This is a genomic window from Chryseobacterium soli (assembly GCF_000737705.1).
In the GTDB taxonomy this organism is placed as follows: domain Bacteria; phylum Bacteroidota; class Bacteroidia; order Flavobacteriales; family Weeksellaceae; genus Chryseobacterium; species Chryseobacterium soli.
In genome coordinates this window covers 40,320-61,167 of sequence record NZ_JPRH01000006.1, presented here as the reverse complement: position 1 = coordinate 61,167, position 20,848 = coordinate 40,320, and the positions used below count along the sequence as shown (strand labels likewise).

24 protein-coding genes and 1 tRNA gene are annotated in these 20,848 nt (G+C 35.9%); 20 read left to right on the top strand and 5 right to left on the bottom strand.

All coding sequences use genetic code 11. The features are described 5' to 3' along the window. Positions 1 to 6 precede the first annotated feature (6 nt). Together IW15_RS14600 and IW15_RS14595 are read right to left on the bottom strand one after the other, a co-directional pair. The gene (locus tag IW15_RS14600) at positions 7 to 549 is read right to left on the bottom strand and encodes a phage tail protein (protein ID WP_034712695.1); all 543 of its coding nucleotides are present in this window, start codon (positions 547 to 549) and stop codon (positions 7 to 9) included. Between the two features lie 51 nt (positions 550 to 600). Continuing rightward, entirely contained in the window at positions 601 to 1,143 is a 543-nt protein-coding gene (locus IW15_RS14595) for a phage tail protein (protein ID WP_034712693.1), read from the bottom strand. 256 nt (positions 1,144 to 1,399) lie between these two features. Here IW15_RS14595 and IW15_RS14590 point away from each other — a divergent pair, with 256 nt between their 5' ends. The 13 genes from IW15_RS14590 to IW15_RS14530 all read left to right on the top strand — a co-directional run bounded on the left by IW15_RS14590 (position 1,400) and on the right by IW15_RS14530 (position 12,997). After that, a complete protein-coding gene (locus IW15_RS14590) occupies positions 1,400 to 2,164 on the top strand; it encodes an enoyl-CoA hydratase/isomerase family protein (protein ID WP_034712691.1) in 765 nt (254 codons plus the stop codon). A 247-nt stretch (positions 2,165 to 2,411) separates the two neighbouring features. Continuing rightward, the gene (locus IW15_RS14585; protein WP_034712688.1) at positions 2,412 to 5,360 is read left to right on the top strand and encodes a SusC/RagA family TonB-linked outer membrane protein; all 2,949 of its coding nucleotides are present in this window, start codon (positions 2,412 to 2,414) and stop codon (positions 5,358 to 5,360) included. A 10-nt stretch (positions 5,361 to 5,370) separates the two neighbouring features. Next, a complete protein-coding gene (locus IW15_RS14580) occupies positions 5,371 to 6,915 on the top strand; it encodes a RagB/SusD family nutrient uptake outer membrane protein (protein WP_051882058.1) in 1,545 nt (514 codons plus the stop codon). 147 nt (positions 6,916 to 7,062) lie between these two features. Then, positions 7,063 to 7,680 carry a hypothetical protein gene (locus IW15_RS14575; protein WP_034712687.1) on the top strand — a complete coding sequence of 206 codons (618 nt, stop codon included), beginning with the start codon at positions 7,063 to 7,065 and terminating at the stop codon, positions 7,678 to 7,680. 89 nt (positions 7,681 to 7,769) lie between these two features. Continuing rightward, entirely contained in the window at positions 7,770 to 8,060 is a 291-nt protein-coding gene (locus IW15_RS14570; protein WP_034712686.1) for a winged helix-turn-helix domain-containing protein, read from the top strand. Between the two features lie 61 nt (positions 8,061 to 8,121). Then, entirely contained in the window at positions 8,122 to 8,961 is an 840-nt protein-coding gene (locus IW15_RS14565) for a metallophosphoesterase (RefSeq protein ID WP_034712685.1), read from the top strand. A 10-nt stretch (positions 8,962 to 8,971) separates the two neighbouring features. Then, positions 8,972 to 9,271, top strand: coding sequence for a hypothetical protein (locus IW15_RS14560; protein ID WP_034712684.1), 300 nt, complete (start codon positions 8,972 to 8,974; stop codon positions 9,269 to 9,271). Between the two features lie 10 nt (positions 9,272 to 9,281). Next, positions 9,282 to 9,662, top strand: coding sequence for a hypothetical protein (locus IW15_RS14555; RefSeq protein ID WP_034712683.1), 381 nt, complete (start codon positions 9,282 to 9,284; stop codon positions 9,660 to 9,662). Between the two features lie 17 nt (positions 9,663 to 9,679). Further along, positions 9,680 to 10,165, top strand: a complete 486-nt coding sequence (locus IW15_RS14550) for a Coq4 family protein (RefSeq protein WP_034712681.1) — start codon at positions 9,680 to 9,682, stop codon at positions 10,163 to 10,165. 4 nt (positions 10,166 to 10,169) lie between these two features. Beyond that, positions 10,170 to 10,460 carry a hypothetical protein gene (locus IW15_RS14545; RefSeq protein WP_034712678.1) on the top strand — a complete coding sequence of 97 codons (291 nt, stop codon included), beginning with the start codon at positions 10,170 to 10,172 and terminating at the stop codon, positions 10,458 to 10,460. A 52-nt stretch (positions 10,461 to 10,512) separates the two neighbouring features. Continuing rightward, positions 10,513 to 11,886, top strand: coding sequence for a DUF4153 domain-containing protein (locus tag IW15_RS14540; RefSeq protein WP_034712676.1), 1,374 nt, complete (start codon positions 10,513 to 10,515; stop codon positions 11,884 to 11,886). Between the two features lie 5 nt (positions 11,887 to 11,891). Then, positions 11,892 to 12,431, top strand: a complete 540-nt coding sequence (locus tag IW15_RS14535) for a hypothetical protein (protein ID WP_034712674.1) — start codon at positions 11,892 to 11,894, stop codon at positions 12,429 to 12,431. 53 nt (positions 12,432 to 12,484) lie between these two features. Beyond that, positions 12,485 to 12,997, top strand: a complete 513-nt coding sequence (locus IW15_RS14530) for a hypothetical protein (RefSeq protein ID WP_034712673.1) — start codon at positions 12,485 to 12,487, stop codon at positions 12,995 to 12,997. A 76-nt stretch (positions 12,998 to 13,073) separates the two neighbouring features. Here IW15_RS14530 and IW15_RS14525 read toward each other — a convergent pair whose 3' ends face one another. From IW15_RS14525 to IW15_RS14515, 3 genes are read right to left on the bottom strand one after another with little or no spacing between them, the layout of a single operon-like run. Further along, positions 13,074 to 13,757: an FKBP-type peptidyl-prolyl cis-trans isomerase gene (locus tag IW15_RS14525; RefSeq protein WP_034712671.1), complete on the bottom strand. Its 684-nt coding sequence runs from the start codon at positions 13,755 to 13,757 to the stop codon at positions 13,074 to 13,076. Between the two features lie 30 nt (positions 13,758 to 13,787). Continuing rightward, positions 13,788 to 14,237 carry a D-aminoacyl-tRNA deacylase gene (gene dtd, locus IW15_RS14520; RefSeq protein WP_034712668.1) on the bottom strand — a complete coding sequence of 150 codons (450 nt, stop codon included), beginning with the start codon at positions 14,235 to 14,237 and terminating at the stop codon, positions 13,788 to 13,790. Position 14,238: 1 nt separating this feature from the next. Next, positions 14,239 to 14,691, bottom strand: a complete 453-nt coding sequence (locus IW15_RS14515; RefSeq protein ID WP_034712666.1) for a hypothetical protein — start codon at positions 14,689 to 14,691, stop codon at positions 14,239 to 14,241. A 109-nt stretch (positions 14,692 to 14,800) separates the two neighbouring features. Between IW15_RS14515 and greA the strand changes: the two genes are divergently transcribed. From greA to IW15_RS14480, 7 genes are all read left to right on the top strand, one after another. Beyond that, entirely contained in the window at positions 14,801 to 15,271 is a 471-nt protein-coding gene (greA, locus tag IW15_RS14510) for a transcription elongation factor GreA (protein WP_034712663.1), read from the top strand. 37 nt (positions 15,272 to 15,308) lie between these two features. After that, the gene (locus tag IW15_RS14505) at positions 15,309 to 15,698 is read left to right on the top strand and encodes an HIT family protein (RefSeq protein WP_034712662.1); all 390 of its coding nucleotides are present in this window, start codon (positions 15,309 to 15,311) and stop codon (positions 15,696 to 15,698) included. Between the two features lie 57 nt (positions 15,699 to 15,755). Next, positions 15,756 to 16,943 carry an ATP-dependent Clp protease ATP-binding subunit ClpX gene (gene clpX, locus IW15_RS14500; protein WP_034712659.1) on the top strand — a complete coding sequence of 396 codons (1,188 nt, stop codon included), beginning with the start codon at positions 15,756 to 15,758 and terminating at the stop codon, positions 16,941 to 16,943. Positions 16,944 to 17,017: 74 nt separating this feature from the next. Further along, the gene (locus tag IW15_RS14495) at positions 17,018 to 18,988 is read left to right on the top strand and encodes a T9SS type A sorting domain-containing protein (protein ID WP_034712657.1); all 1,971 of its coding nucleotides are present in this window, start codon (positions 17,018 to 17,020) and stop codon (positions 18,986 to 18,988) included. A 5-nt stretch (positions 18,989 to 18,993) separates the two neighbouring features. After that, on the top strand, positions 18,994 to 19,215 hold the full coding sequence (locus IW15_RS14490) for a hypothetical protein (RefSeq protein ID WP_034712655.1): 222 nt from the start codon (positions 18,994 to 18,996) through the stop codon (positions 19,213 to 19,215). Positions 19,216 to 19,276: 61 nt separating this feature from the next. Further along, complete coding sequence (locus tag IW15_RS14485) at positions 19,277 to 20,569, top strand: peroxiredoxin family protein (RefSeq protein ID WP_034712653.1); 1,293 nt, start codon at positions 19,277 to 19,279, stop codon at positions 20,567 to 20,569. Positions 20,570 to 20,613: 44 nt separating this feature from the next. After that, positions 20,614 to 20,687, top strand: a tRNA-Met gene (locus IW15_RS14480). Positions 20,688 to 20,848 lie beyond the last annotated feature (161 nt).

The following is a 20,848-nucleotide window of genomic DNA, read 5'->3' as shown; positions in this document are numbered from 1 at the left end:
TCTTGTTTATGGCCTTGAAGGGTAAATACCCTCTACACAAATAATGTAGTTTAACCCTAAATAAGGAGGCATATTGTTAATGGGCAAATTCTGACCGATAAATGAAACAGATCTTGGATTAATTACCGTATCAGGATCACCATCTACATAACTTGGTATAGGACTAAATTCTCTTCCGTTGGGTATGCCTGTAATGGCTAATGAAGAATTGGCAGATGGCGTTGTAGAATTAGCATTAACGTTGGCTACTTTTACCTGGCTTGTAAAGCTTGGTAAGTTTGAATTAAGTAGTGTTGTTTGTGCAGAACCCGACATTTCCCCAAGTTCATATGACTTTCCGGTGCTTGAGTTTCCTGATCCAATAGGATAGCGCCCGTTAAGGTTAGGTAATGCAAAAGTCGTTTGACCATCGCCACCATAAATAGTCCCTAAAATTGAGAAAAGTGCAGTATTGTTTGCGATGCTTAATAACGCTCCGTTGCATAATAAGAAACCTCTAGGTGCAAAGTTTCCTGCGAATAATTTGATTGTGCCCATTAATTCTTCCATGATGATATCGTTTTTTTCAGTTGTTGATTTTTTAGTATGTTATTTTAAGACTTATGGTCTTGAAGGATAAATGCCTGATATGCAGATGATATAATTTAATCCTAAGTATGGAGGCATATTATTGATGGGTAGATTCTGTCCTATAAAAGAAACCGATTTTGCATTGATTATTGTGTCAGGATCACCATCCACAAAACTAGGTACCGGATTAAATTCTCTTCCATTAGGGGTTCCTGTGATGGCAATTGATGAAGTAGAGGAAGGAGCTATAGAGTTAGCATTGACATTAGCAACCTTTATTTGGCTGATAAAGCTGGGTAGATTCTGCTGAGTAAGAGTTGTCTGAGTGGTACCTGCCTGTGTCCCTAAAGGATAATATTCATTGGCATTTACATTTCCTGCTCCGATGGGATAGCGTCCCTGTAAATTGGGTAAAGCAAAATTTCTTACACCGTCGCCGCCATAGGTAGTCCCTAAAATTGAGAAAAGTGCAGAATTGCTTTGAATAGGTAATAAACTTCCATCACACATCAGATAGCCTTTGGGTGCAAAGTTGCCAGCAAATAATTTAATGACTCCGATCATTTCGTCCATGGTAAATATTTTTTCAGTTATACATTTTCCTACTCTTATATTGGCTTTTCGGATCCCGCCTTTAGGTTTTTATTAACAAGTCAAAGGAACAATATAAAACAGCGCAGCACTAGAGTAGAAAATACCAAATTGACCTTTCCGTATTTATACGGAAGGTAAAACAGACGCCATAGGAAAGCATCTTAATTTTATACGCTTTAATTCTTTCTGAAACAGGCGTATTTAGTATTTTTGTATAAATCCAATTAAAATAAAAATGAACGAATTCGTAGCATCAGAAATTAAAAACAATATTGCCGAAATCACATTCGGAACCCCAAAAAGCAATTCACTACCGGGAGCTATTTTAGAAAAACTGGCGCAGACTATTTTAGATGAAGGCGCTAAAGATGAGGTAAAAGCTATTGTAGTAAAAAGTGAAGGTGAGAAAGCTTTCTGTGCAGGTGCAAGTTTTGATGAGCTTTTGGCTATTAATGAACTTGAAAATTCGACGAAATTTTTCGGGGGCTTTGCAAAAGTATTGAACGCCATGAAAAACTGTGGAAAAATAGTTGTGGTAAGAGTTCAGGGAAAAACAACCGGTGGAGGAGTGGGCATCGCCTGCGGTGCAGATTATTGTTTTGCTACTAAAGATGCTGCTTTGGCTTTAACGGAGATTAATTTAGGAATCGGGCCATTCGTTATCGGCCCTTATGTGGAAAGAAAAATAGGAAAGTCACAGTTTTCTGCCATGGCGATTGATGCGGATTTCAGATCTGCAGCGTGGGCAGAGCAGCATAATGTTTACCATTCTGTTTCAGAAAATATTGAAGAAATGGATGCTAAGCTGGAGAAATTTTTACAGACTTTAGCTTCCAGAAGCAGTGATGCACTTGCGTTGATCAAAAAGGTTTCCTGGGAAGGAACAGATCATTTTAATGAATTAATGCCTGCAAGAATTCATATGAGTGCAAGCCTGATATTGGAAGAATCGGCTAAGAAAAATATTGAAACTATTAAAGAAAAATTGAGAGCGAAATAGCTTCTGAATGAGCATTTTAAAAAGGCCGTTGAACCCGTTCAACGGCCTTTTTTATGGCTAAAAAACAAAAATAAACGAACGATTGTTAGTTTCGTTAATATTGAACTGTTAATCAATTGATTGATTTAATTTGTTTTTCATGCTCATTATTTTGTTATATATATTAATTATTTAAAAAATTAACTAATATTTGGATATGTTAATATTTATTAACATATTTGCCAAGTTAATATTAAAATTTGTTAATATGAAATTACGATTGTCTTTAATAACTACTGCTGTTCTCTTCTTCGCAGGAGGGCAGGCGGTTGAAGCTCAACGGTCTAAAAAAGATACGATTGGTGAGCAAAAAATAGATGAGGTTGTTATTGTTGCTTATGGATCCCAGAAAAAGGAAACGTTAGTAGGCTCCAATACAGAAGTGAAAGCAAAGCAGTTTGCAGATCGCCCGATTTCTAACATTGCGCAGGCAATAGATGGAGCAAGTGCGGGGGTAAAGGTAAGTACCAGTACGGGTCAGCCGGGAGCATCACCTAGTATTCAGATCAGAGGTATCGGGTCTTATGGCATCTCTACAGCGCCCCTATATGTAGTGGATGGTGTGATCTTTACAGGAGCGCTTTCAGCACTTAACCCGAATGACATTGCATCATTTAACATCTTGAAAGATGCAGCTTCTACTTCACTGTATGGTTCTGCAGCAGCTAATGGTGTTGTTTTGATCACAACGAAAACAGGAAAAAAAGGTGCTGATGCTTTAAGTTTCAGTATGAGCACGGGATATGTGGGAAGAGCAATCCCAGAATATAGCAGGGTGAATGCCGCTCAATACTATCCACTTATCTGGGAAGCGATCAGAAATGGACGTCTGACTTCTGTTCCAACCAGTACGGTTGCAGCTGCAAATGCTTATGCTACAGCCAATTTGATTTCAGGTGTTTTAAAAACGAATATTTTCAACGTAGCTGATAATCAATTGGTCATAGATGGAATTTTGAATCCTAATGCCCAATTAAAATATACAGATTTAGACTGGCAGGGGCCATTGTTCAATACCGGATTTAGACAGAATTATGAATTAAACTACAGCGGTGGAACGAATAAAACTACTTATTTTTCTTCTGTAAGTTATACCAATGAAACCGGATATCTTATTAAATCTGACTTTGAAAGATTTACAGCCAGATTAAAAGTAGATTCTCAGGTTAAAAACTGGCTTAAAATAGGAACGAGTATCAGTGCGGTTTCATCCAATGGAAATAACTCTGTAGATGGAGCAGATAATAACTCTGCCTATATTAACCCGTATGCATGGACCAGAAGTATGGGACCAATTTACAGTCCTTACGCTCATGATCCTACCACCTTTGCAACCATGTACGATGCATTTGGAAACATAGTGTATGATGCAGGAAATGCAAGAGGTGCTGATGCAGCGGCGGGAAGAAATATTATTCAGGAAACATTGCTGAATAAAGATATTTCTAAAAATTATTATATCATTTCAAGAGCCTATGCGGAAATTAAGGTAGATCCTTATTTAACTTTATCCACCAATGTTGGTTACGATATCCGAAACAACAGAAGAAGCAGATATATCAATAAAGTGATTGGAGATGCTGCTCCGGGAGGTGCTGCTGAAAAAACTACTTATACAGAGCAGACCATTACATGGAACCAGTTGTTGAATTATAAAAGAAAATTCGGATCTCATAACTTTGAATTTTTATTAGGACATGAAAACTATAAATATATCTATGAATATATGTATGGTTACAAGCAGGGACAAACAGTGGATAACAATGATGAGTTGATTAATTTTGTTACCCCTACATCGCTGACTTCACAAACGGATAACTACAGAAAAGAAAGTGTTTTCTCAAGATTGAATTACGATTATGATTCTAAATACCTATTGTCAGGGTCTATCCGTTGGGATGCTTCATCCAGATTCAGCAAGGATGTAAGATGGAGTTCTTTCTGGTCGGTAGGAGCAGGATGGAGAATTAAAGGAGAAGATTTCCTGAAAGAGTCTAACCTTATTAGCGATCTGAAATTACGTGGCTCTTACGGAGAAGTAGGAAATGACGGTACCAACAGCTATTATATGTATAAAAATACATTTAGCTTAGGGTATAATAATGCGAATGAGCCTGGAATATTATTCGGATTCCTTGCAGATCCTACTATTACATGGGAAACGAATAAACAAAGTGATGTAGGACTTGATTTTGGATTCTTCAACAACAGAATTAATGGTTCGGTTGAATATTATAACAGAACTACATCTGATTTGATCTTCCCGGTACCAACGCCTGTATCTTCAGGGGTTCCAAACAATAATATCAGCAGAAATGTTGGAACGATGTACAACCGTGGTTTTGAAATTACTATCGGTGGAGATGTAATCAAAAATGAAAACTTCACTTGGAGTCTAAATGCGAATGCTTCAACTCTTAAAAACCAAATCACAGGATTGTCTAACGGAATCACTGAGATTATTAATGGAACTAAGAAAATTTCTGTAGGACATTCTGTTTATGATTACTGGTTGAGACAATGGTATGGAGTAGATCCGGCAGATGGTTCTCCTTTATTCTTGGTAGCGGATGCCTTTGCCAATACAACAGCTACTGATATCAGAACTGTTAACGGAACAAAGGTGACGACCAACTTCAATAAAGCGAAGTATGATTATTCCGGGACGGCAATTCCTGATTTATTTGGAAGTTTCGGTACATCATTTACCTATAAGAACTGGTCTGTTTCTGCAATGTTTACGTATCAGTTAGGGGGTAAAACCTATGACTCTAACTATGCTTCTTTGATGTCAAGTTATTCTCAGGGAGGAGCATTAAGTACAGATATCTTGAATAGATGGACAACTCCTGGGCAAATTACGGATACACCGGCATTGAATTCATCTACTTATACAAGTTCTAACGCAGCTTCAAGCAGATGGCTGGTAAAATCAGATTTTATTACTTTCAGACAAGCAAATTTAACGTATAGTTTCAATCCGGAAATGATTTCAAGGTTTGGATTATCCGGTTTAAAACTAATGGTATCAGGAGAGAACCTTTGGAGCAAAACGGCTAGAAAAGGATTGGAGCCTTCTCAGGCTTTCAATGGAACAACGACCAACAGATATTCTCCGGCTAGAATTGTAACCATAGGATTTAACTTGTCATTCTAAAAATTCAATTATGAAAAATATTACAAAACATTATAAAAAATTGGCAGTGCTTTCCACTGCAGTGCTCACATTAGCACTCACTTCTTGTAAAAGTGATTATTTAGAAACAGATACTACCATTGCAGTGCCTGAAGATGCTGCATATTCAAGTGCTTCCAACCTTATGGCAATTATTAACGGAATGCATAGGAATTTGTATACAAGACAGAATTCTAATCAGGGTCAGAATGGTCAGGGAGGTATTATGATTATGATGGATGCCCTAGGAGAAGATCTTGTGTTTCCTTCTACCGGGAATGGCTGGTATGTCTCTACGGTAAGATGGCAAGATCAGGTAAATGAAAATGCAACCAATGATTTTTTTCCTTATCAATTTTATTATGCATTGATCAGAAATGCTAACCTGGTGATCGCTAATGGTCCTAATGTTCCTGTACCAACGGCTGCCGATGCTACTACAGTTAAAATGGCTATTGGAGAAGCATTTGCATTCAGAGCTTTTTCATATTATATGCTGGTACAGATATACGGAAAAAGATATATACCAAATACTACAAATAGTCAGTTAGGAGTTCCTATTAAATTAGTTGCAGATGAAGTTCCAATGGCAAGAAATACTGTTGAAGAAGTGTATGCACAAATTAACAAGGATTTGGCAGAAGCGTTATCAAGATTAAACGGTTCGAGAGCTACAAAATCTCATTTTAACGATAAAGTGGTATTGGGATTAAGAGCGAGAATCGCTTTGACTCAAGGAAACTATGCGTTGGCTGCATCTTCTGCCCAACTTGCAAGAGCTGGTTTTGATTTAATGAGTAGCGCTACTTATGCATCTGGTTTTAATAACCTGGAAGGAAATGGTGAATGGATGTGGGGCGCAACTATTATTGCAGATCAGACAGATTACTTCGGAAACTTTGGAGCCTATATGTCCAGAAATTATAATTCTACGAATATCAGACAGGCTCCTAAAGCAATGAATAGCAAACTGTATGCAATGTTCCCAAGTACCGATGTAAGAAGGTTGGTTGTTGATCCCCTAGGAAATCATTTTGGAGTACCCGGAACGCCTACAACTCCTGCAATACCTGCAGTTGCTTTATCTTCTACGTATTCGAAATTTGCATATACCAGCCAGAAATTCCTATCAGTAAGTGCTTCAGACAGCAGAATGGATGTACCTTACATGAGAGCTGCTGAGATGTATCTTATCGAAGCTGAGGCTAAAGCTAAAGCTGGTGATGAAACGGGATCAAAAGTGGTCTTCAATGAGCTTACTAAAAAGAGAAATGATGTTTATACAGGAGCTACAACTACTGGAGCAGCTTATATCACGGAAATTCTTAACAGCAGAAGAATGGAATTATGGGGCGAAGGATTTAGATTCCTAGATCTGAAAAGATTGAATCAGGGCTTAGATAGAACCGGAGCCAACCATTCAACGGTAGTGGACAATAATGTCATGACGGTTGCGAATACCGATACACGTTGGGAATATCTTATTCCAAGGACGGAGATCAATGCAAATCCGCTTATTGTTCAAAACCCATTATAAATTTTACACAAATTTTAATATTTTTTTTTAGAATCCTGCTTCTTAGCAGGGTTCTTTTTTTATGTCATGAAATTATTTTATTTAAAACGAAAAAAATAATTGGAAGATTAAAAATAAATTTTAACTTTGTATTTCAAAGTTCTTTATATGGAGACAAAAAACTATCACGAAGATTTATCTCATATCCGTTCCATGATGGAGCGTTCTTCCAGATTCATTTCATTAAGTGGATTATCCGGTGTTGTTGCAGGTCTGACAGCACTCATTGGTGCAGGATATGTATATTTTGTGCTAAAAAGAGAAGGGATCAGCTATTTTGATGGAGATAGGAATATCTATCAACCGGAACTGGTTCGTGAACTTGTCATTATCGGAGCCTTGATTTTATTTGTGGCTTTATTGAGTGGATATATTTTCACAGCCAATAAGAGCAGAAAGAAAGGACTGAAGATTTGGGATGCTACCACCAAGCGTCTTTTGATTACTTTTGTAGTTCCCTTAATTACCGGAGGTATTTTTTGCCTGGCGCTACTTTTCCACCATCTTTTCGTATGGATAGCACCGGCAACTTTAATATTTTACGGTTTAGCATTAGTAAGTGCTGAACGGTATACTTTAACAGATGTTAAATATCTGGGATACTGCCAGATTGTTTTAGGACTGGTTTCTTTATTCTTTCTCGGTTGGGGGTTGTTATTTTGGGCAATAGGCTTTGGCGTTCTTCATATTGTATACGGATCAATAATGCATAAAAAATATAAATAGACTTCTATAAGAATACATATAAGGTATTGTTTCCACCAGATCAATACTTATAGATTTAACCTTTAATTTATCATTTAAAATTCAAAATAGTGATTAACATCAATCAGCTCAACAAAGAATTCGAAAGCCGTGTAAGATTGGGAATTATGTCCGTTCTTATGGTGAACGACTGGGTTGATTTTTCTGAAATGAAAGGATTACTCGAAATTACAGACGGTAACCTGGCAAGCCACAGCACTGCTCTGGAAAAAGCAAACTATATTGAAGTGAAAAAAGAGTTTGTAGGAAAAAAACCAAAAACATCATACCGCGTTACACAAAGTGGAAGACAGGCATTTACAGAACATCTTGATGCCCTAGAAAAATTATTAGGACGATAAATCCTATATTTTTTTGAAATTTCACTTTGTATTTCAAAGTTCTTTGTTCAAAATATGCCAAATGAATAGAAAAACATTTTTAAAAAAGATTTTACAACTCTCCATCCTTGGAAGCTTCCCGCTGCTATATTCCTGGCAGATTGAACCGTTTTGGATTGAATTTGTACAAAGAAAGCTTCCTGTTAAAAATCTGCCGGAGCATCTCCGTGGTAAGATACTCATGCAGATCTCTGATCTCCATGTTGGAAATCGTTTCGATTGGAACTTTTTGATAGAATCATTTCAGGAAGCAAAGCAATTTAACCCCGATTTTGTAGTCTACACAGGAGATTTTGTCAATTCCGGGACAGCTTCGGAATGCAACGACTTAAAGACAGTTATGAAACACGCTGTACTGGGGAGGCTGGGTACTTTTGGAATATTAGGAAATCATGATTATGGTGAAAATTGGAAAGATCTCGAATGTGCAGAGAATATTAGCCGTATTGTTGAAAATTCTGGAATTACCATAATCAAGAATAATCAGGAAGAAATTCATGGACTGAATTTTATAGGATTTGAAGACCTGTGGTCTCCCAATTTTAATCCATCAGAAGTAATGAAAGACTATGATCCTTCAAAAGCCAATATTGTACTCTGCCACAATCCCGATGCATGTGATAAAGCTATCTGGAATGGCTATCAGGGATGGATTTTAAGCGGACATACCCACGGAGGACAATGTAGGATCCCTGGAGTAATTACACCGGTTCTCCCTGTAAAAAATAAAAAATACGTGTCTGGGGAAATTGACCTCCAGGATGGGAGAATGTTGTATATCAACCGTGCTGTAGGTCATTCTTTTCAGGTCAGGTTTATGGTTCGTCCCGAAATTACAGTTTTTATATTAACTCAAGGTTAAAAATATTATTATGAAAGAAGAAAACATTTTAACTACAGGTAAACTCTTCTTCTGGCTTTCATTCATATTGGGAAACATTTGCTTATTCGGCTATCTAATAACTAAAGATGAAGGCTTTGCATTTTATGGTTTTATGCTTTTATTTTTTGGCTCTATCCTTAATGTTCTGGTGATCATAACTTTATTAATTTATGGTGCCTTCAATAAAAATTACCTTGATACTTGCTACAAATCAATAGGAACTATTCTTATAAATATTCCAATAGCTACTTTATACGCTGTTATTGGAATCTCTATTCTAAATTTTTAATTGAACTATTATGATGAAAATTTTAAAAAATAATAATCTTAGAAAATGGTGGTTTAAAAGGAGAGCTAAATATAATATTGGTTTGCTAATTTCAGGATTTATATCATTCAACTTATATTGGTTTTTAGGAGAACTTTTGATTTTTCCTCATGATGAAAGTTTTGACGTGACTCTGTTTACAATATTTTTCCAGTCCATAGCATATTTTGTTTTCATTCTTATTGTCAATGTTTTTTACACGTTCGGTTATTTTGTTGATAAATATTTCAATAAAAATAATAGCGAAGAATTTAGAGTGAAACTTTTTAATAGTGGATTCGGAGTATCTATGTTTATACCATTCCTGATTCCCATTCTTATTGTCGTTCAGTATTTTATCGAATATTATTAAAATTAAATACATAAACTATGAAAAAATTACGTGTTAGCTTTTTACTTTTTGTGTACGGAATTACTCAAAAATTATACAGAACCTACTTTAAAAAGAAGAAAAGACAGTGGCAGTTCAATGAAAAACAGCTGCTCGAGTTTCAGGAAGATTCCTTAGGACGGAAATTAGGAGAATTCTATAAACGCCATGGATTTTCAATGATCCCAAAAATGGAAAATCATGATGTGCATCACCTCATTACAGGATGCGGAACTCAATTCGAGGACGAAATTGCCATGCAGTATCTCCTGCTGGGAAATGGTAAACTGAATGCCCACCTCCTTGCTGCAATCGTATTGGGAAGCCTTATTCTTCCGGAATATTTCAGAATGTATATCAAGGCCTATAAAAAAGGACAGGATATGAAACCGTTTTATCATTGGGATTTTGAAAGTCTGTTATGGCAGAATTTTGATCATCTTAAGGATTTTATCCAGCAGAAAAATACAACCGCTCTTTATTAATGATATGAAAAATATACAATTCAGTTCGCTTGGGAAAAATGCCTTTCTTTTCTCCTTGTTACTGGGAAGCTGCCTGTTGGTTTTATTTCTTATCACAAGAGCAGATATTGTCGTGGTTTGTGGTTTTTATTATGTAATGGCTGCAATGGTAATTAATATCCTTATCCTCTTGTATGAACTTATAGAGTTTCTTACCGATGTTTCTGAAAGAAAAGACAGCGGGAACTCTATATGGCTGATGCTTCTGAATATTCCCATAGCATTCCTGTATCTCTTTATCATCTTCAACTTATAATCTCAACGTCTTTAAATTATTTAAATCTTTCAATAAATTAATCCTCAACATCATGAAAACACATCATTATATATTTCTTACAACCCTTCTATTTGTCATCCTTTTCTATGATGAAAATATGGGTTTAAATCTAGGGATCCTGGGAGTGGTATATGCACTGCTTACTTTTTACAAAACAGTAAAAAAGAATAAAACGAAAGTTTTTAACCTTCTTTTTGCGGCAGGAATCATTTCCAGCATCTCTTTTGCATGGTACGGAGATTTTGCTTCATTTTTGGCAGTGGTAACCTCACTTTTACTGCTTTCTTTCAAATCCAGGAATAGGAGACTGACCATACTTTTTCTGATTCCGGTATTTGCAATGAATTGCTTTACCTCAGTATTCAGGATATTCAACTTTGATGCGTGGCTGCCTAAGAGAAATGTCTCAGGAATATGGCAGAAAACACTAGCTTTTGTGCTGATTCCCTTAGTGCTTTTGAGTGCTTTCTTTGGAATCTATTCTGCAGGAAGTGATCACTTTGCCAGTATTTTTACAGATTTTGAACTTGATATTAATCTGTGGCAGGTGCTCGGACTTACCATCCTGGGATTATTCATTGCCTTTAATTATTGGAATTATGCTGTTGAAAGATTTATTTATAAAAACAACAGGATGCTGGATAATCACTTTCAGGATAAAGATAAAATACAGAAATCTACATACTCATTTCTCGATCTTGATGCCGAAAGAATGAGTGGTGTTGTTTCATTCTTTTGTTTAAATATTTTATTGATTTTCTTTATCATCACTTACAATTACGAACAATTTTATGAAGTTTCCAAAACACCGGCTCAGCTTTCAGAAGAAACCCATGAAAGAGTAAATGCTGTAATCATATCTATTGTAATGGCAATTCTGGTGATCATGTTTTATTTTAAATCTGCCTTTAATTTTGATCCTAAAGCCGGCTTTTTAAGAATTTTAGCCAAAATATGGATATCACTCAATGCAGTTCTGGTATTTTCTGCCATGGCGAAAAACTATGAATATATTATCAGTTATGGTCTTACCTATAAGAGGTTAGGAGTCTTTGCATTTTTAATTTTATCTTTAATAGGACTGGCTTTGACTTTTATTAAAATTCAGAAGAAAAAAAGAAATGTATTTCTGTTTAATACCATGGCCTGGTGTTTTTATGGAACAATTTTGGCTTGCAGTTATATCAACTGGGGTGGTATTATTACCTCCCAGAATATGAAACGCCGTGATTTTGCGGTGGAATATCATTTTACGAATGTTAACTTCGGTGAAAAATATTTACTGAAATATGCTGATGAAAAAAATGATATAGCACTAAAAAAGAAAATAGTAAGAAAAATTGAAAGCAAGAAATCATCTACTTTCCTTTCAAAAAATCTTTATTATGAAACATTAAAAGAATAGTTATTATGAGAAAATCCTTATTGTTAATCCCATTGATTATTATTTCGTGCAAAAAAGATCCTAATATAACAGAAATGCCAAGTAAGGATTCTGTGGCAGTGTCTGAAATGCCGGATGCAGCTTCTAAAGCCGATTCTGTAGCACTTAAAAAGAAAGATTCAATCATTAACAATGCTCCGGCTACCAAAGAAGTACTTCGAAAAGGAGTCATGAGAAACGAAAAAGCAGGACAGATTATACGAACGGCAGATGCTTCACAGCTTCCATTTACGCTGGGGGAGGAGTTTACAGAAGATGGCCAGGAACTTGTTTTGAAATTAACCCATTATGACAAAGCTGATATTAAAGCAAAAATTTCTACTAAAGAAAAAGATTTTAATATCCGTTTTAATCAAATAAAACTTCCGAACGGAGACTATGACGGTCCTTTCGGAAGAGAGATCACTCATGAAATATCAGGGAAGGGAGAAGTCTGGCTCATTATAGGAAAAAGCAATATGGCATCCGGAAATACAAAAGGAAGCTTTACCGTAAGCGTAGATTAGGGTTTTGGTAATTTGGTATAATTTCTGCAACCTTTACGGTAAAGTGTAATATTATGAAAAATATATTTTTAACAGCAATCGCTGCTTCGGCAGTACTCGTAAGCTGCGGAACAGTACAGTCTCTTGTTCAGAATACGTTCCCATATACCGCCAATGTATTGGTTTCTACGGGAGTGCCTGCTGATAAAGAAGTTTCTTCTACTGCCACAGCAACCAATGTACAGACCTGGTTTGGTGGAAACAACAATGCAAAAATTAAAGATGTCAGAATTTCTGAAGCAAAAATATCCGTAGCCTCTCCTTCAGGAGGAAATTTAAGTGCTTTTAAATCCGTAAAAGTCTATATATCATCAGGAGGAACAAACGAAAGATTGGTTGCTTCCAGATCCAATATATCTTCAAACTCGGACACCCTTAATCTTGACCTGAACGATACAGGATTTTTGGATGAGGTCGTAAAAAGTACAGGTCTTACCGTGAGAACGGTTTATGAACTAAAGAACCAGACGAGTTCAGATATGAATATTAAAGTATCACTTAATTTCAACAGTGTTCCTGTAAATTAAATATAAAAGTTGAGCAGTAAAAAAACGTCTTTCAAAATTTTTTGAAAGACGTTTTTACTTTTTATTTAGAAAATAATTATTTAAAATCTACCAGCTCGATATCGAAAATAAGAGCTGCGCCGGGAGGAATTACGTTTCCTGCTCCACTATCTCCGTACGCAAGATCGGATGGAATATAAAATCTGTATTTAGCACCTTTGCTCATTAGTTGGATACCTTCTGTCCAGCCTTTTATCACTCCGGAAAGATTCAGTTCGATTGGTTTTCCTCCATTTTTCTCTGTAGAATCGAAAACAGTCCCATCCATCAGCTTTCCTGTATAAGCTACATTAGCTGTACTTGAAACGGTAGGTTTTGTTTTTCCGTCGCCTTCTTTCAGTACTTCATATTGCAAACCGCTTGCTGTGGTTGTTATTTTCTTGTTCAGCTTGTTTTTAGCAAAAAATTCTGCACTTTTTTTCTTATTTTCTTCTGCCTGTATTTTTGCCTGTGCTTGTTTTTTCTCACCTTGTTTCTGCATGAAACCTTGTAAGAATGTGCCCAGTTCCTCTTTTGGGAATAATGTTGGCTTATCAGAAAATCCATCTTTTATAGCCTGAGCCAAAAGATCAGGATCTACTGTGAATCCTTGCTTTTTTATATTTTCAGCAATATCAAGACCAATGTAATAAGACGCTTTTTGATCGTCTGTGTAAGATTTTTGAGCGAATGCAAGATTTGCTCCTGTTAAAAGAACTAAGGTAAATAACGTTTTTTTCATTGTTAAATGTAAATATATTTTTTTGCGAATTTAAGCTTTTGTAACGGAATCCATAACAATGGTTACAGGTCCATCATTGATCAAAGATACTTTCATGTCTGCTCCGAAAATTCCGCTGGCAGTTTTGAGTCCGGATTTTGCTATTTCTTCTTTAAAATAATCAAAAAGAGGAATCGCCTTATCCGGTTTTGCGGCTTTAATAAAAGAAGGTCGGTTACCTTTCTTGTAGTCGGCAATCAACGTAAATTGGCTTATACAAAGGATTTCCCCTGAAATATCCATCACCGAAAGATTGAGTTTGTCGTCCTGGTCTCCAAAAACCCTGAGATTCAGTATTTTCTGAACCAGCCAGTCAGCATCGGTTTTCTCATCATTTTCATCAATTCCTACCAGCAGCATGAAGCCTTTTCCTATTTCACCAACCGTTTTTCCGTCTACTTTTACACCAGCTTCCGAAACCCGCTGTACAACAACTCTCATATTAATAATAAATATTTAAAATTTTACTTACGTCGTCATAATTAAAAGGGTAAGTCTTAGGCGGAAGAGACGTTACGGTAGTAGGCTGTCCCGTAAGAAGGATCCATGTGGCATTATCTTTTGGACATCTGATGCTAATATTGTCTTTCACTTCAAGGGTTGTATTGCTGTCAGGGCAGATGTGAGGGGCGTTTCTGTCGTACACCTTGAAACTGGTGGCAGAAGCTCTTACCACAATCAAACCTCTGGAACCGGACTGCTGCTCGTTAACATAAATCCATCCTCCAACCTGGTTCAAAGGGAAGTAGTTAGGTAGGTTTAGGTTTAAAGTAACATTAATTGGGTTGCTGGGAAAGCAGCTTACTGTTTCTTCTCTGCTTCCACAAGAATTTATAGTTAAATTATTGATAATCAATAATATGAAAATAGATAATATTGAAAAAGTTTTTTTCATTTCAAATTAAATTTTTATATATTTGTAAAAATTAAACGATTATAACTCGAAAACATTGTCCGGCAAATGTCGGATTATTTTTTTATACTAAAACTAAATTTTGAAAATTATGGCAAGCTATGTTACAAAGGAGGGATTAGAGAAAATGAAAGCTGAGCTGGAACAGTTGGAAACTGTGGAAAGACCCAAAATAACGATGCAGATCGCAGAAGCAAGAGATAAAGGAGATTTGTCTGAAAATGCAGAATATGATGCGGCTAAAGAGGCTCAAGGAATGCTTGAAATGAGAATTTCAAAACTTAAAGATGTTATTTCTACTTCTAAAATTATAGATGAAAGCCAATTAGATACTTCAAAAGTTTCAATCTTAACAACTGTGAGACTTAAAAATAATGCCACTAATCTGGAGCAGGTATTTACTTTGGTACCGGATAATGAAAGCGACCTGAAAACAGGAAGAATTTCTGTAAATACACCGATTGCAAAAGGATTGCTTGGTAAAGTTATTGGTGAAACTGCCAATATCGTTTTACCGAATGGAAACAAATTATCTTTCGAGGTATTGGAAATCACTCTGTAATCTAATTTCAAGCATCTAACTTTTAACTTCTAAACACATGAGTACAATATTCACAAAAATCATTAACGGCGAGATTCCCTCTTATACCATTGCTGAGGATGAAAATTACATTGCATTTCTCGATGCAATGCCTTTAGTGAAAGGACATACTTTGGTGGTTCCTAAAAAGGAAGTTGATTTAATTTTTGATCTGGAAAGCGAAGAATATAAAAATCTCTGGGGATTTGCCCAGAAAGTCGCCAAGAAAATTAAAAATTCAGTACCCTGCGTAAGAGTAGGGGTGGCAGTAGTAGGTCTGGAAGTTCCACACGCCCATATTCATTTAATTCCCTTACAGAAAATGGAAGATATGAACTTCAGAAATGAAAGATTAAAATTAACAAACGAAGAATATACAGAGATTCAAAACTCAATTATTAATTCTTAAAAAATATGAAAATCGTAAAATTCCCTTTTTACGATTTTCTTTAATATATATTATAGTATGAATTCAAACCAATGTTCTTTCTGTGGCAGAAAAAGAAATGAAGTGCAGATGCTGATTTCTGGCCAGAATGGTTTTATTTGTGAAAACTGTATCGAGCAGGCTCATTTGATTGTAAAGGATGGGGTTTCTAAAACAGAATCTTCAGTTGCAGAAAATGTAGATGAGCTTAAAAAGCCGAAAGAGATTAAGGTGTTTCTTGATCAGTACGTTATCGGACAGGATCAGGCAAAAAAACAACTTTCAGTTGCGGTTTACAATCATTATAAAAGACTTCTTCATGCTCAGTCGGAAAATAGAGAAGTGGAGCTTGAGAAATCAAACATCATCATGATCGGTGAAACCGGAACCGGTAAAACATTACTCGCTAAAACGATTGCCAGAGAATTGAATGTTCCGTTTTGTATCGTGGATGCTACGATTTTAACGGAGGCAGGATATGTAGGAGAAGATGTGGAAAGTATTTTGTCACGACTTCTTATGGTTGCAGACTATGATGTTGAAAAGGCAGAAAAAGGAATTGTATTTATTGATGAGATTGATAAAATTGCAAGAAAATCCGATAATCCAAGTATTACCAGAGACGTTTCCGGAGAAGGAGTTCAGCAGGGATTGCTGAAACTGCTTGAAGGCAGTATCGTGAATGTACCGCCACAAGGAGGAAGAAAGCACCCTGATCAGAAATATATTCAGGTAAACACTCAAAATATTTTATTCATTGCAGGTGGAGCTTTTGACGGAATTAAAGAAATCATCGAAAGAAGAATGAACAAGCAGGCTATCGGTTTCAGCCTTGATAAAATCAATAAAGTAGATGAAGATGAATATGTATTAACAAATATTAATGCAATCGATCTTCGTTCTTTCGGATTAATTCCGGAACTTTTAGGAAGGTTTCCAATCATTACTTATCTCGATAAACTCACGAAAGAAACGATGGTAAGAATCATGAAGGAACCTAAAAATTCGATCGTGAATCAATTTATCGAACTCTTTAAGATGGATGGTACCAATCTGGTTTTTACAGATGGGGCTATTGATAAAATTGTAGAGGAAACTATGGAGAAAGGATTGGGTGCAAGAGGGTTACGAGGAACTACGGAAAAGGTGTTAGAAGACTATATGTTTTCAATAGGAGAAGAGAAAGAAATTATTTTAACGGAAGATAATATTTTTGTTAAAAAATAAAAAAAATTGTTATATAAGAAAAAAATCATACCTTTGCGGGTGAAGATTGTATTAACACACAAATAATTTATACAATGAGAAAAAGTTTATTTGCTATTGGTCTTTTAGCAATTGGTTCCTCTGTTCAGGCGCAGATACTTTGTCATGTTGACACCAATGCTAATATGTATGTGAGTGAAGGCACCCTAGTTTATAGCGGTGGGGGTGTGCAGACCAGAGGTAATGGCCTTCTGGACGTTCACGGGAATGTTATGGTTGTAGGCGCAGCCGGAGATGCTTTTAAAACAATTACTACTACGGGTACAGATAAAACCGATGGTGGAAATATCGTTTTAAGGCTGAATACTCCAGGCACTTATGCTACATCCACTTATGGACAACTTTATATTGATGGTTTAACCCAGACCAACATTACAGGAGTTGTGAGTAAAGAATTTAGAACTGATAGACATGGTAACGGTAATTATTTCCAACAAATTGCAATGCCTTTCTATGGTAAAACACTAAATACTTTATCAACTGAATTTGCTAAAACCTTTAACACAGGAAGATATAGTAATCCAATTCTAAAGTGGGATAACGCAGGTGCGGTATCTAACCATTTTACGGATTTGACGGCTACTACCAATGATGGTTCAGGATATTATATGCTTAAAGTTACCGGTAACGACTTGAATACAAGTACTCCGCCGGCAACCATGGCTACAATAGCTCCAACACCTACAGGATCTGTGTTTACTCTTAACGGTAAACCTTATGCTACTTTACCTGTTGCCACGTTGCAAAACGCTGGAAATGTTAACTTCGGAACAGGAGGTAACAATATCAACCCTCAAAATGAAAAGTATAATTCTTACCTTCAGGATCAGTTTGAGAACACTGCCAGTTTATGGACAGGATCTTATGGTAAAAATATCTACCAGTTTGGTAACCCGTTCCTTACCAATTTAGATTTATCTAAAATTGGATATGTGGAAAATGTAGGAGTTACTGACGGAAATGCAGTTTCTAATATCTGGGGTGTTAAATATTCTGCAGGTACTGTGCAAACAAGTTCTACAGGGTCTACCTATAGTACCGGAGCTCAGATTCAGACATTTAACAATGACGGAACTCCTGTTGGAGATATAGGTCTTATGATTCAACCAATGCAGCCATTTGTGTTGAAATTAAGAGATAATACTTCTCAGACTTTAAACTTTAACACTTTAAGACGTTTCAATCAAGCGGTAAGAGCAGCTGGTACTGACTATAGTGTTACTGCTGCTAAAAATGCACATGCAGGTAAACTTGCTTCAGGAAGTGTGAAACAACTTGGAGTGATCGGTCTTGACGCTAATGGTAAAGAAATTGCAAGAACATATTATGTAGTTTCTCCAACGGCAACTACCGGACACCAGGTGTCAACAGCTACAACGGTTCAGGCAGCGGCAAGTTCAGGAAACTTAATAGGTACTTTCGAAGAAGCTTTAGCAGGTGGATATGATAATAACTATACTTCACAGTACTGGTTATATATCAATGAAGCTAATGAGAGTAACTTTAAAGGTAAAAATGTAATGTTAGTAAATTACGACCTAAGTAAAGTGAAGTCTTATAAATTCGAAATCAGAGAAAATGCAGAATTAGTTCCTGTTGGAACCCATCTGTTATCTGCTGGTATCGGATTCTATTATAAAGCTACAAACGGAACTGTACAACAGGCAAAACAAGGTGATGTAATCACTGTTAGTAATGACGAATACAATTTATATTACGGAGAACCTAGTAAGGATGTTTTAGCAACTCAAAAAGCAGCTACGCCTTCAAGAACGTTAGTAGTATATAATCCTGAGATCACTAACTACGTTGTTAGATTCGATCCAAACTGGAAAAAGGCAGATATTGAGGTTTACGATATGAGTGGTAAACTGGTTATCTCTAAAAAAGCAGTTGATGCATCTAGAGATTTTGTAATTGAACTTGATGGTTCTATTAAAAATTCTTATGTTGTAAAAATTGTTTCTGATAAGGGGGAAACTGTTAACACCAAAATCTTAAAATAAAAAATATGAAAAATAATATTAGTAAACTATTATCCACTCTTTTTCTTTTTGCCGTTTTATTGGTTAAGGCTATTCCATCTACTCCTGTCCCAGGCGACGGAAGTACAGGAGGATCCGGAACTGGAGAGCCAGCAGCACCAATCGACATGTATGTTTATGTACTTTCAATAATTGCAGTTATGTTTATTGTATTCTATACAAAAAAATATAAAAGCCAAAAAGCATAAAATTTTATTAAAATAATAGTAAACTCTCTGATTAATCAGAGAGTTTTTTTATTTTTACTCAATGAAAAAGATTTATATATTATCAGCAGCATTAACTGCATTTTCTTTACAGGCTCAGTTTACTGTTACAGTACAGGCGCCATCAGATTTCAAAGAACAAGAGGCTATTTTATATACATTGAACGGTTCAAAAGATATTATTGTTACCAAAGAACAAAGTAAGAATAATACATGGACCTTTAAATATCCCACCAGCTACATGGGAATGATGAAGCTGAACTTTCCGAACACCAATAATATGGTGAGTTTTATTTCTGAAAATAAAAACGTAAGCATAAAGTTAGACGTTCAGAACAATAAAGTGAAAGACATTATCTATCAGGATGAAGCTAATTCACTTATGAACAAGCAGCAGGAAGGTTCTCAAAAGAAAGAACTGATTCTTCCTGCATTAACTCAGATTAAGGAATATTATAAAGACAATACGGATTTTGGTAAAGCCCTGAAAGAGGAGATCAGTAGACTTTCCGGTGGTGCGGGAAGCATAGATCAAACACAGCATCCGTTTATTTATTATTATAACACGAACTACAGCAAATTCTTATCTAATTCCGCAGATCCTTCTAAAAAAGCTACTCAGGATGACATTATCAATTTCCTTGATAAGTCTAATGATATGCTAGAGACATCATCATTATTAAGACCGGTATTGGTATCGTATCTTAATGCAGGTGGTAATACAAATGTCGGAACTTCTGTTGATAAACTTTTAGACCGTTTAAAGGTAGAAACACCAAGAGGACAAACAGTTTTATCTGAGCTTATTGATATTTTTGACGTCTATGAAATGGATGAATTTAAAACTAAATATCTGAACCTCGCTAAAAATCTTAAATGCACCATTAATGACAGGCTGGCTTCTACGCTGAAGTCGAATGCAAATATAGAAATGGGAGCTGTTTTTCCTAACTATAAATTCCAGGCACCTGCTAATACTACAGCGAAATCGCTACATGATATAAAAGCGGATAAAAAGATCATCGTATTCTGGTCTTCCACTTGTTCTCATTGCGAGAGCGAACTTCCTCAATTGCTGGCAAAATACAATGATTTAAAGGCTAAAAATGTACAGGTGGTAGGTTTCTCTTTAGACGTGGATAAAGATTCATATACGAAGAAAATTGCTGCGTTTCCTTGGATCAATGATTCAGAATTAAAAGGATGGAACAGCAGTTATGTAGATACCTATAATATTCATGCAACTCCAACATATTTTATTTTAGATGCTAACAATAAGATAATCAATAAACCAGACCATGTTGGCGATGTTTTGGAATATTTTAAAGCAAAATAATTTTGGTGGTAAGTAAATATTTTCTATATTTGCACCACCAAAACGGCGAGGTAGCTCAGTTGGTTAGAGCGCAGGATTCATAACCCTGAGGTCACGGGTTCAATTCCCGTCTTCGCTACAAAAAGCCCCTAGTAATAGGGGCTTTTATTTTTTCATCTTCTTTCAATCATAATTTATTTTCTTTTTATTCTAAAGAATTATCAAAATAAAAATCAACTTTTAAGTAAAAAATCAATCCATTCTGGCAAGCTTTAACTCGGGATATGGAATTGAGAATGA

What these genes read in the sequence shown, in the direction of transcription:
- IW15_RS14575 (WP_034712687.1), top strand. Translation starts at nt 7,063, where the DNA reads ATGGAGACAAAAAACTATCACGAAGATTTATCTCATATCCGTTCCATG.
- clpX (WP_034712659.1), top strand. Translation starts at nt 15,756, where the DNA reads ATGAATTCAAACCAATGTTCTTTCTGTGGCAGAAAAAGAAATGAAGTG.
- IW15_RS14555 (WP_034712683.1), top strand. Translation starts at nt 9,282, where the DNA reads ATGATGAAAATTTTAAAAAATAATAATCTTAGAAAATGGTGGTTTAAA.
- IW15_RS14505 (WP_034712662.1), top strand. Translation starts at nt 15,309, where the DNA reads ATGAGTACAATATTCACAAAAATCATTAACGGCGAGATTCCCTCTTAT.
- IW15_RS14560 (WP_034712684.1), top strand. Translation starts at nt 8,972, where the DNA reads ATGAAAGAAGAAAACATTTTAACTACAGGTAAACTCTTCTTCTGGCTT.
- dtd (WP_034712668.1), bottom strand. Translation starts at nt 14,237, where the DNA reads ATGAGAGTTGTTGTACAGCGGGTTTCGGAAGCTGGTGTAAAAGTAGAC.
- IW15_RS14565 (WP_034712685.1), top strand. Translation starts at nt 8,122, where the DNA reads ATGAATAGAAAAACATTTTTAAAAAAGATTTTACAACTCTCCATCCTT.
- IW15_RS14545 (WP_034712678.1), top strand. Translation starts at nt 10,170, where the DNA reads ATGAAAAATATACAATTCAGTTCGCTTGGGAAAAATGCCTTTCTTTTC.
- IW15_RS14495 (WP_034712657.1), top strand. Translation starts at nt 17,018, where the DNA reads ATGAGAAAAAGTTTATTTGCTATTGGTCTTTTAGCAATTGGTTCCTCT.
- IW15_RS14595 (WP_034712693.1), bottom strand. Translation starts at nt 1,143, where the DNA reads ATGGACGAAATGATCGGAGTCATTAAATTATTTGCTGGCAACTTTGCA.
- IW15_RS14535 (WP_034712674.1), top strand. Translation starts at nt 11,892, where the DNA reads ATGAGAAAATCCTTATTGTTAATCCCATTGATTATTATTTCGTGCAAA.
- greA (WP_034712663.1), top strand. Translation starts at nt 14,801, where the DNA reads ATGGCAAGCTATGTTACAAAGGAGGGATTAGAGAAAATGAAAGCTGAG.
- IW15_RS14540 (WP_034712676.1), top strand. Translation starts at nt 10,513, where the DNA reads ATGAAAACACATCATTATATATTTCTTACAACCCTTCTATTTGTCATC.
- IW15_RS14580 (WP_051882058.1), top strand. Translation starts at nt 5,371, where the DNA reads ATGAAAAATATTACAAAACATTATAAAAAATTGGCAGTGCTTTCCACT.
- IW15_RS14600 (WP_034712695.1), bottom strand. Translation starts at nt 549, where the DNA reads ATGGAAGAATTAATGGGCACAATCAAATTATTCGCAGGAAACTTTGCA.
- IW15_RS14585 (WP_034712688.1), top strand. Translation starts at nt 2,412, where the DNA reads ATGAAATTACGATTGTCTTTAATAACTACTGCTGTTCTCTTCTTCGCA.
- IW15_RS14550 (WP_034712681.1), top strand. Translation starts at nt 9,680, where the DNA reads ATGAAAAAATTACGTGTTAGCTTTTTACTTTTTGTGTACGGAATTACT.
- IW15_RS14485 (WP_034712653.1), top strand. Translation starts at nt 19,277, where the DNA reads ATGAAAAAGATTTATATATTATCAGCAGCATTAACTGCATTTTCTTTA.
- IW15_RS14530 (WP_034712673.1), top strand. Translation starts at nt 12,485, where the DNA reads ATGAAAAATATATTTTTAACAGCAATCGCTGCTTCGGCAGTACTCGTA.
- IW15_RS14525 (WP_034712671.1), bottom strand. Translation starts at nt 13,757, where the DNA reads ATGAAAAAAACGTTATTTACCTTAGTTCTTTTAACAGGAGCAAATCTT.
- IW15_RS14590 (WP_034712691.1), top strand. Translation starts at nt 1,400, where the DNA reads ATGAACGAATTCGTAGCATCAGAAATTAAAAACAATATTGCCGAAATC.
- IW15_RS14515 (WP_034712666.1), bottom strand. Translation starts at nt 14,691, where the DNA reads ATGAAAAAAACTTTTTCAATATTATCTATTTTCATATTATTGATTATC.
- IW15_RS14490 (WP_034712655.1), top strand. Translation starts at nt 18,994, where the DNA reads ATGAAAAATAATATTAGTAAACTATTATCCACTCTTTTTCTTTTTGCC.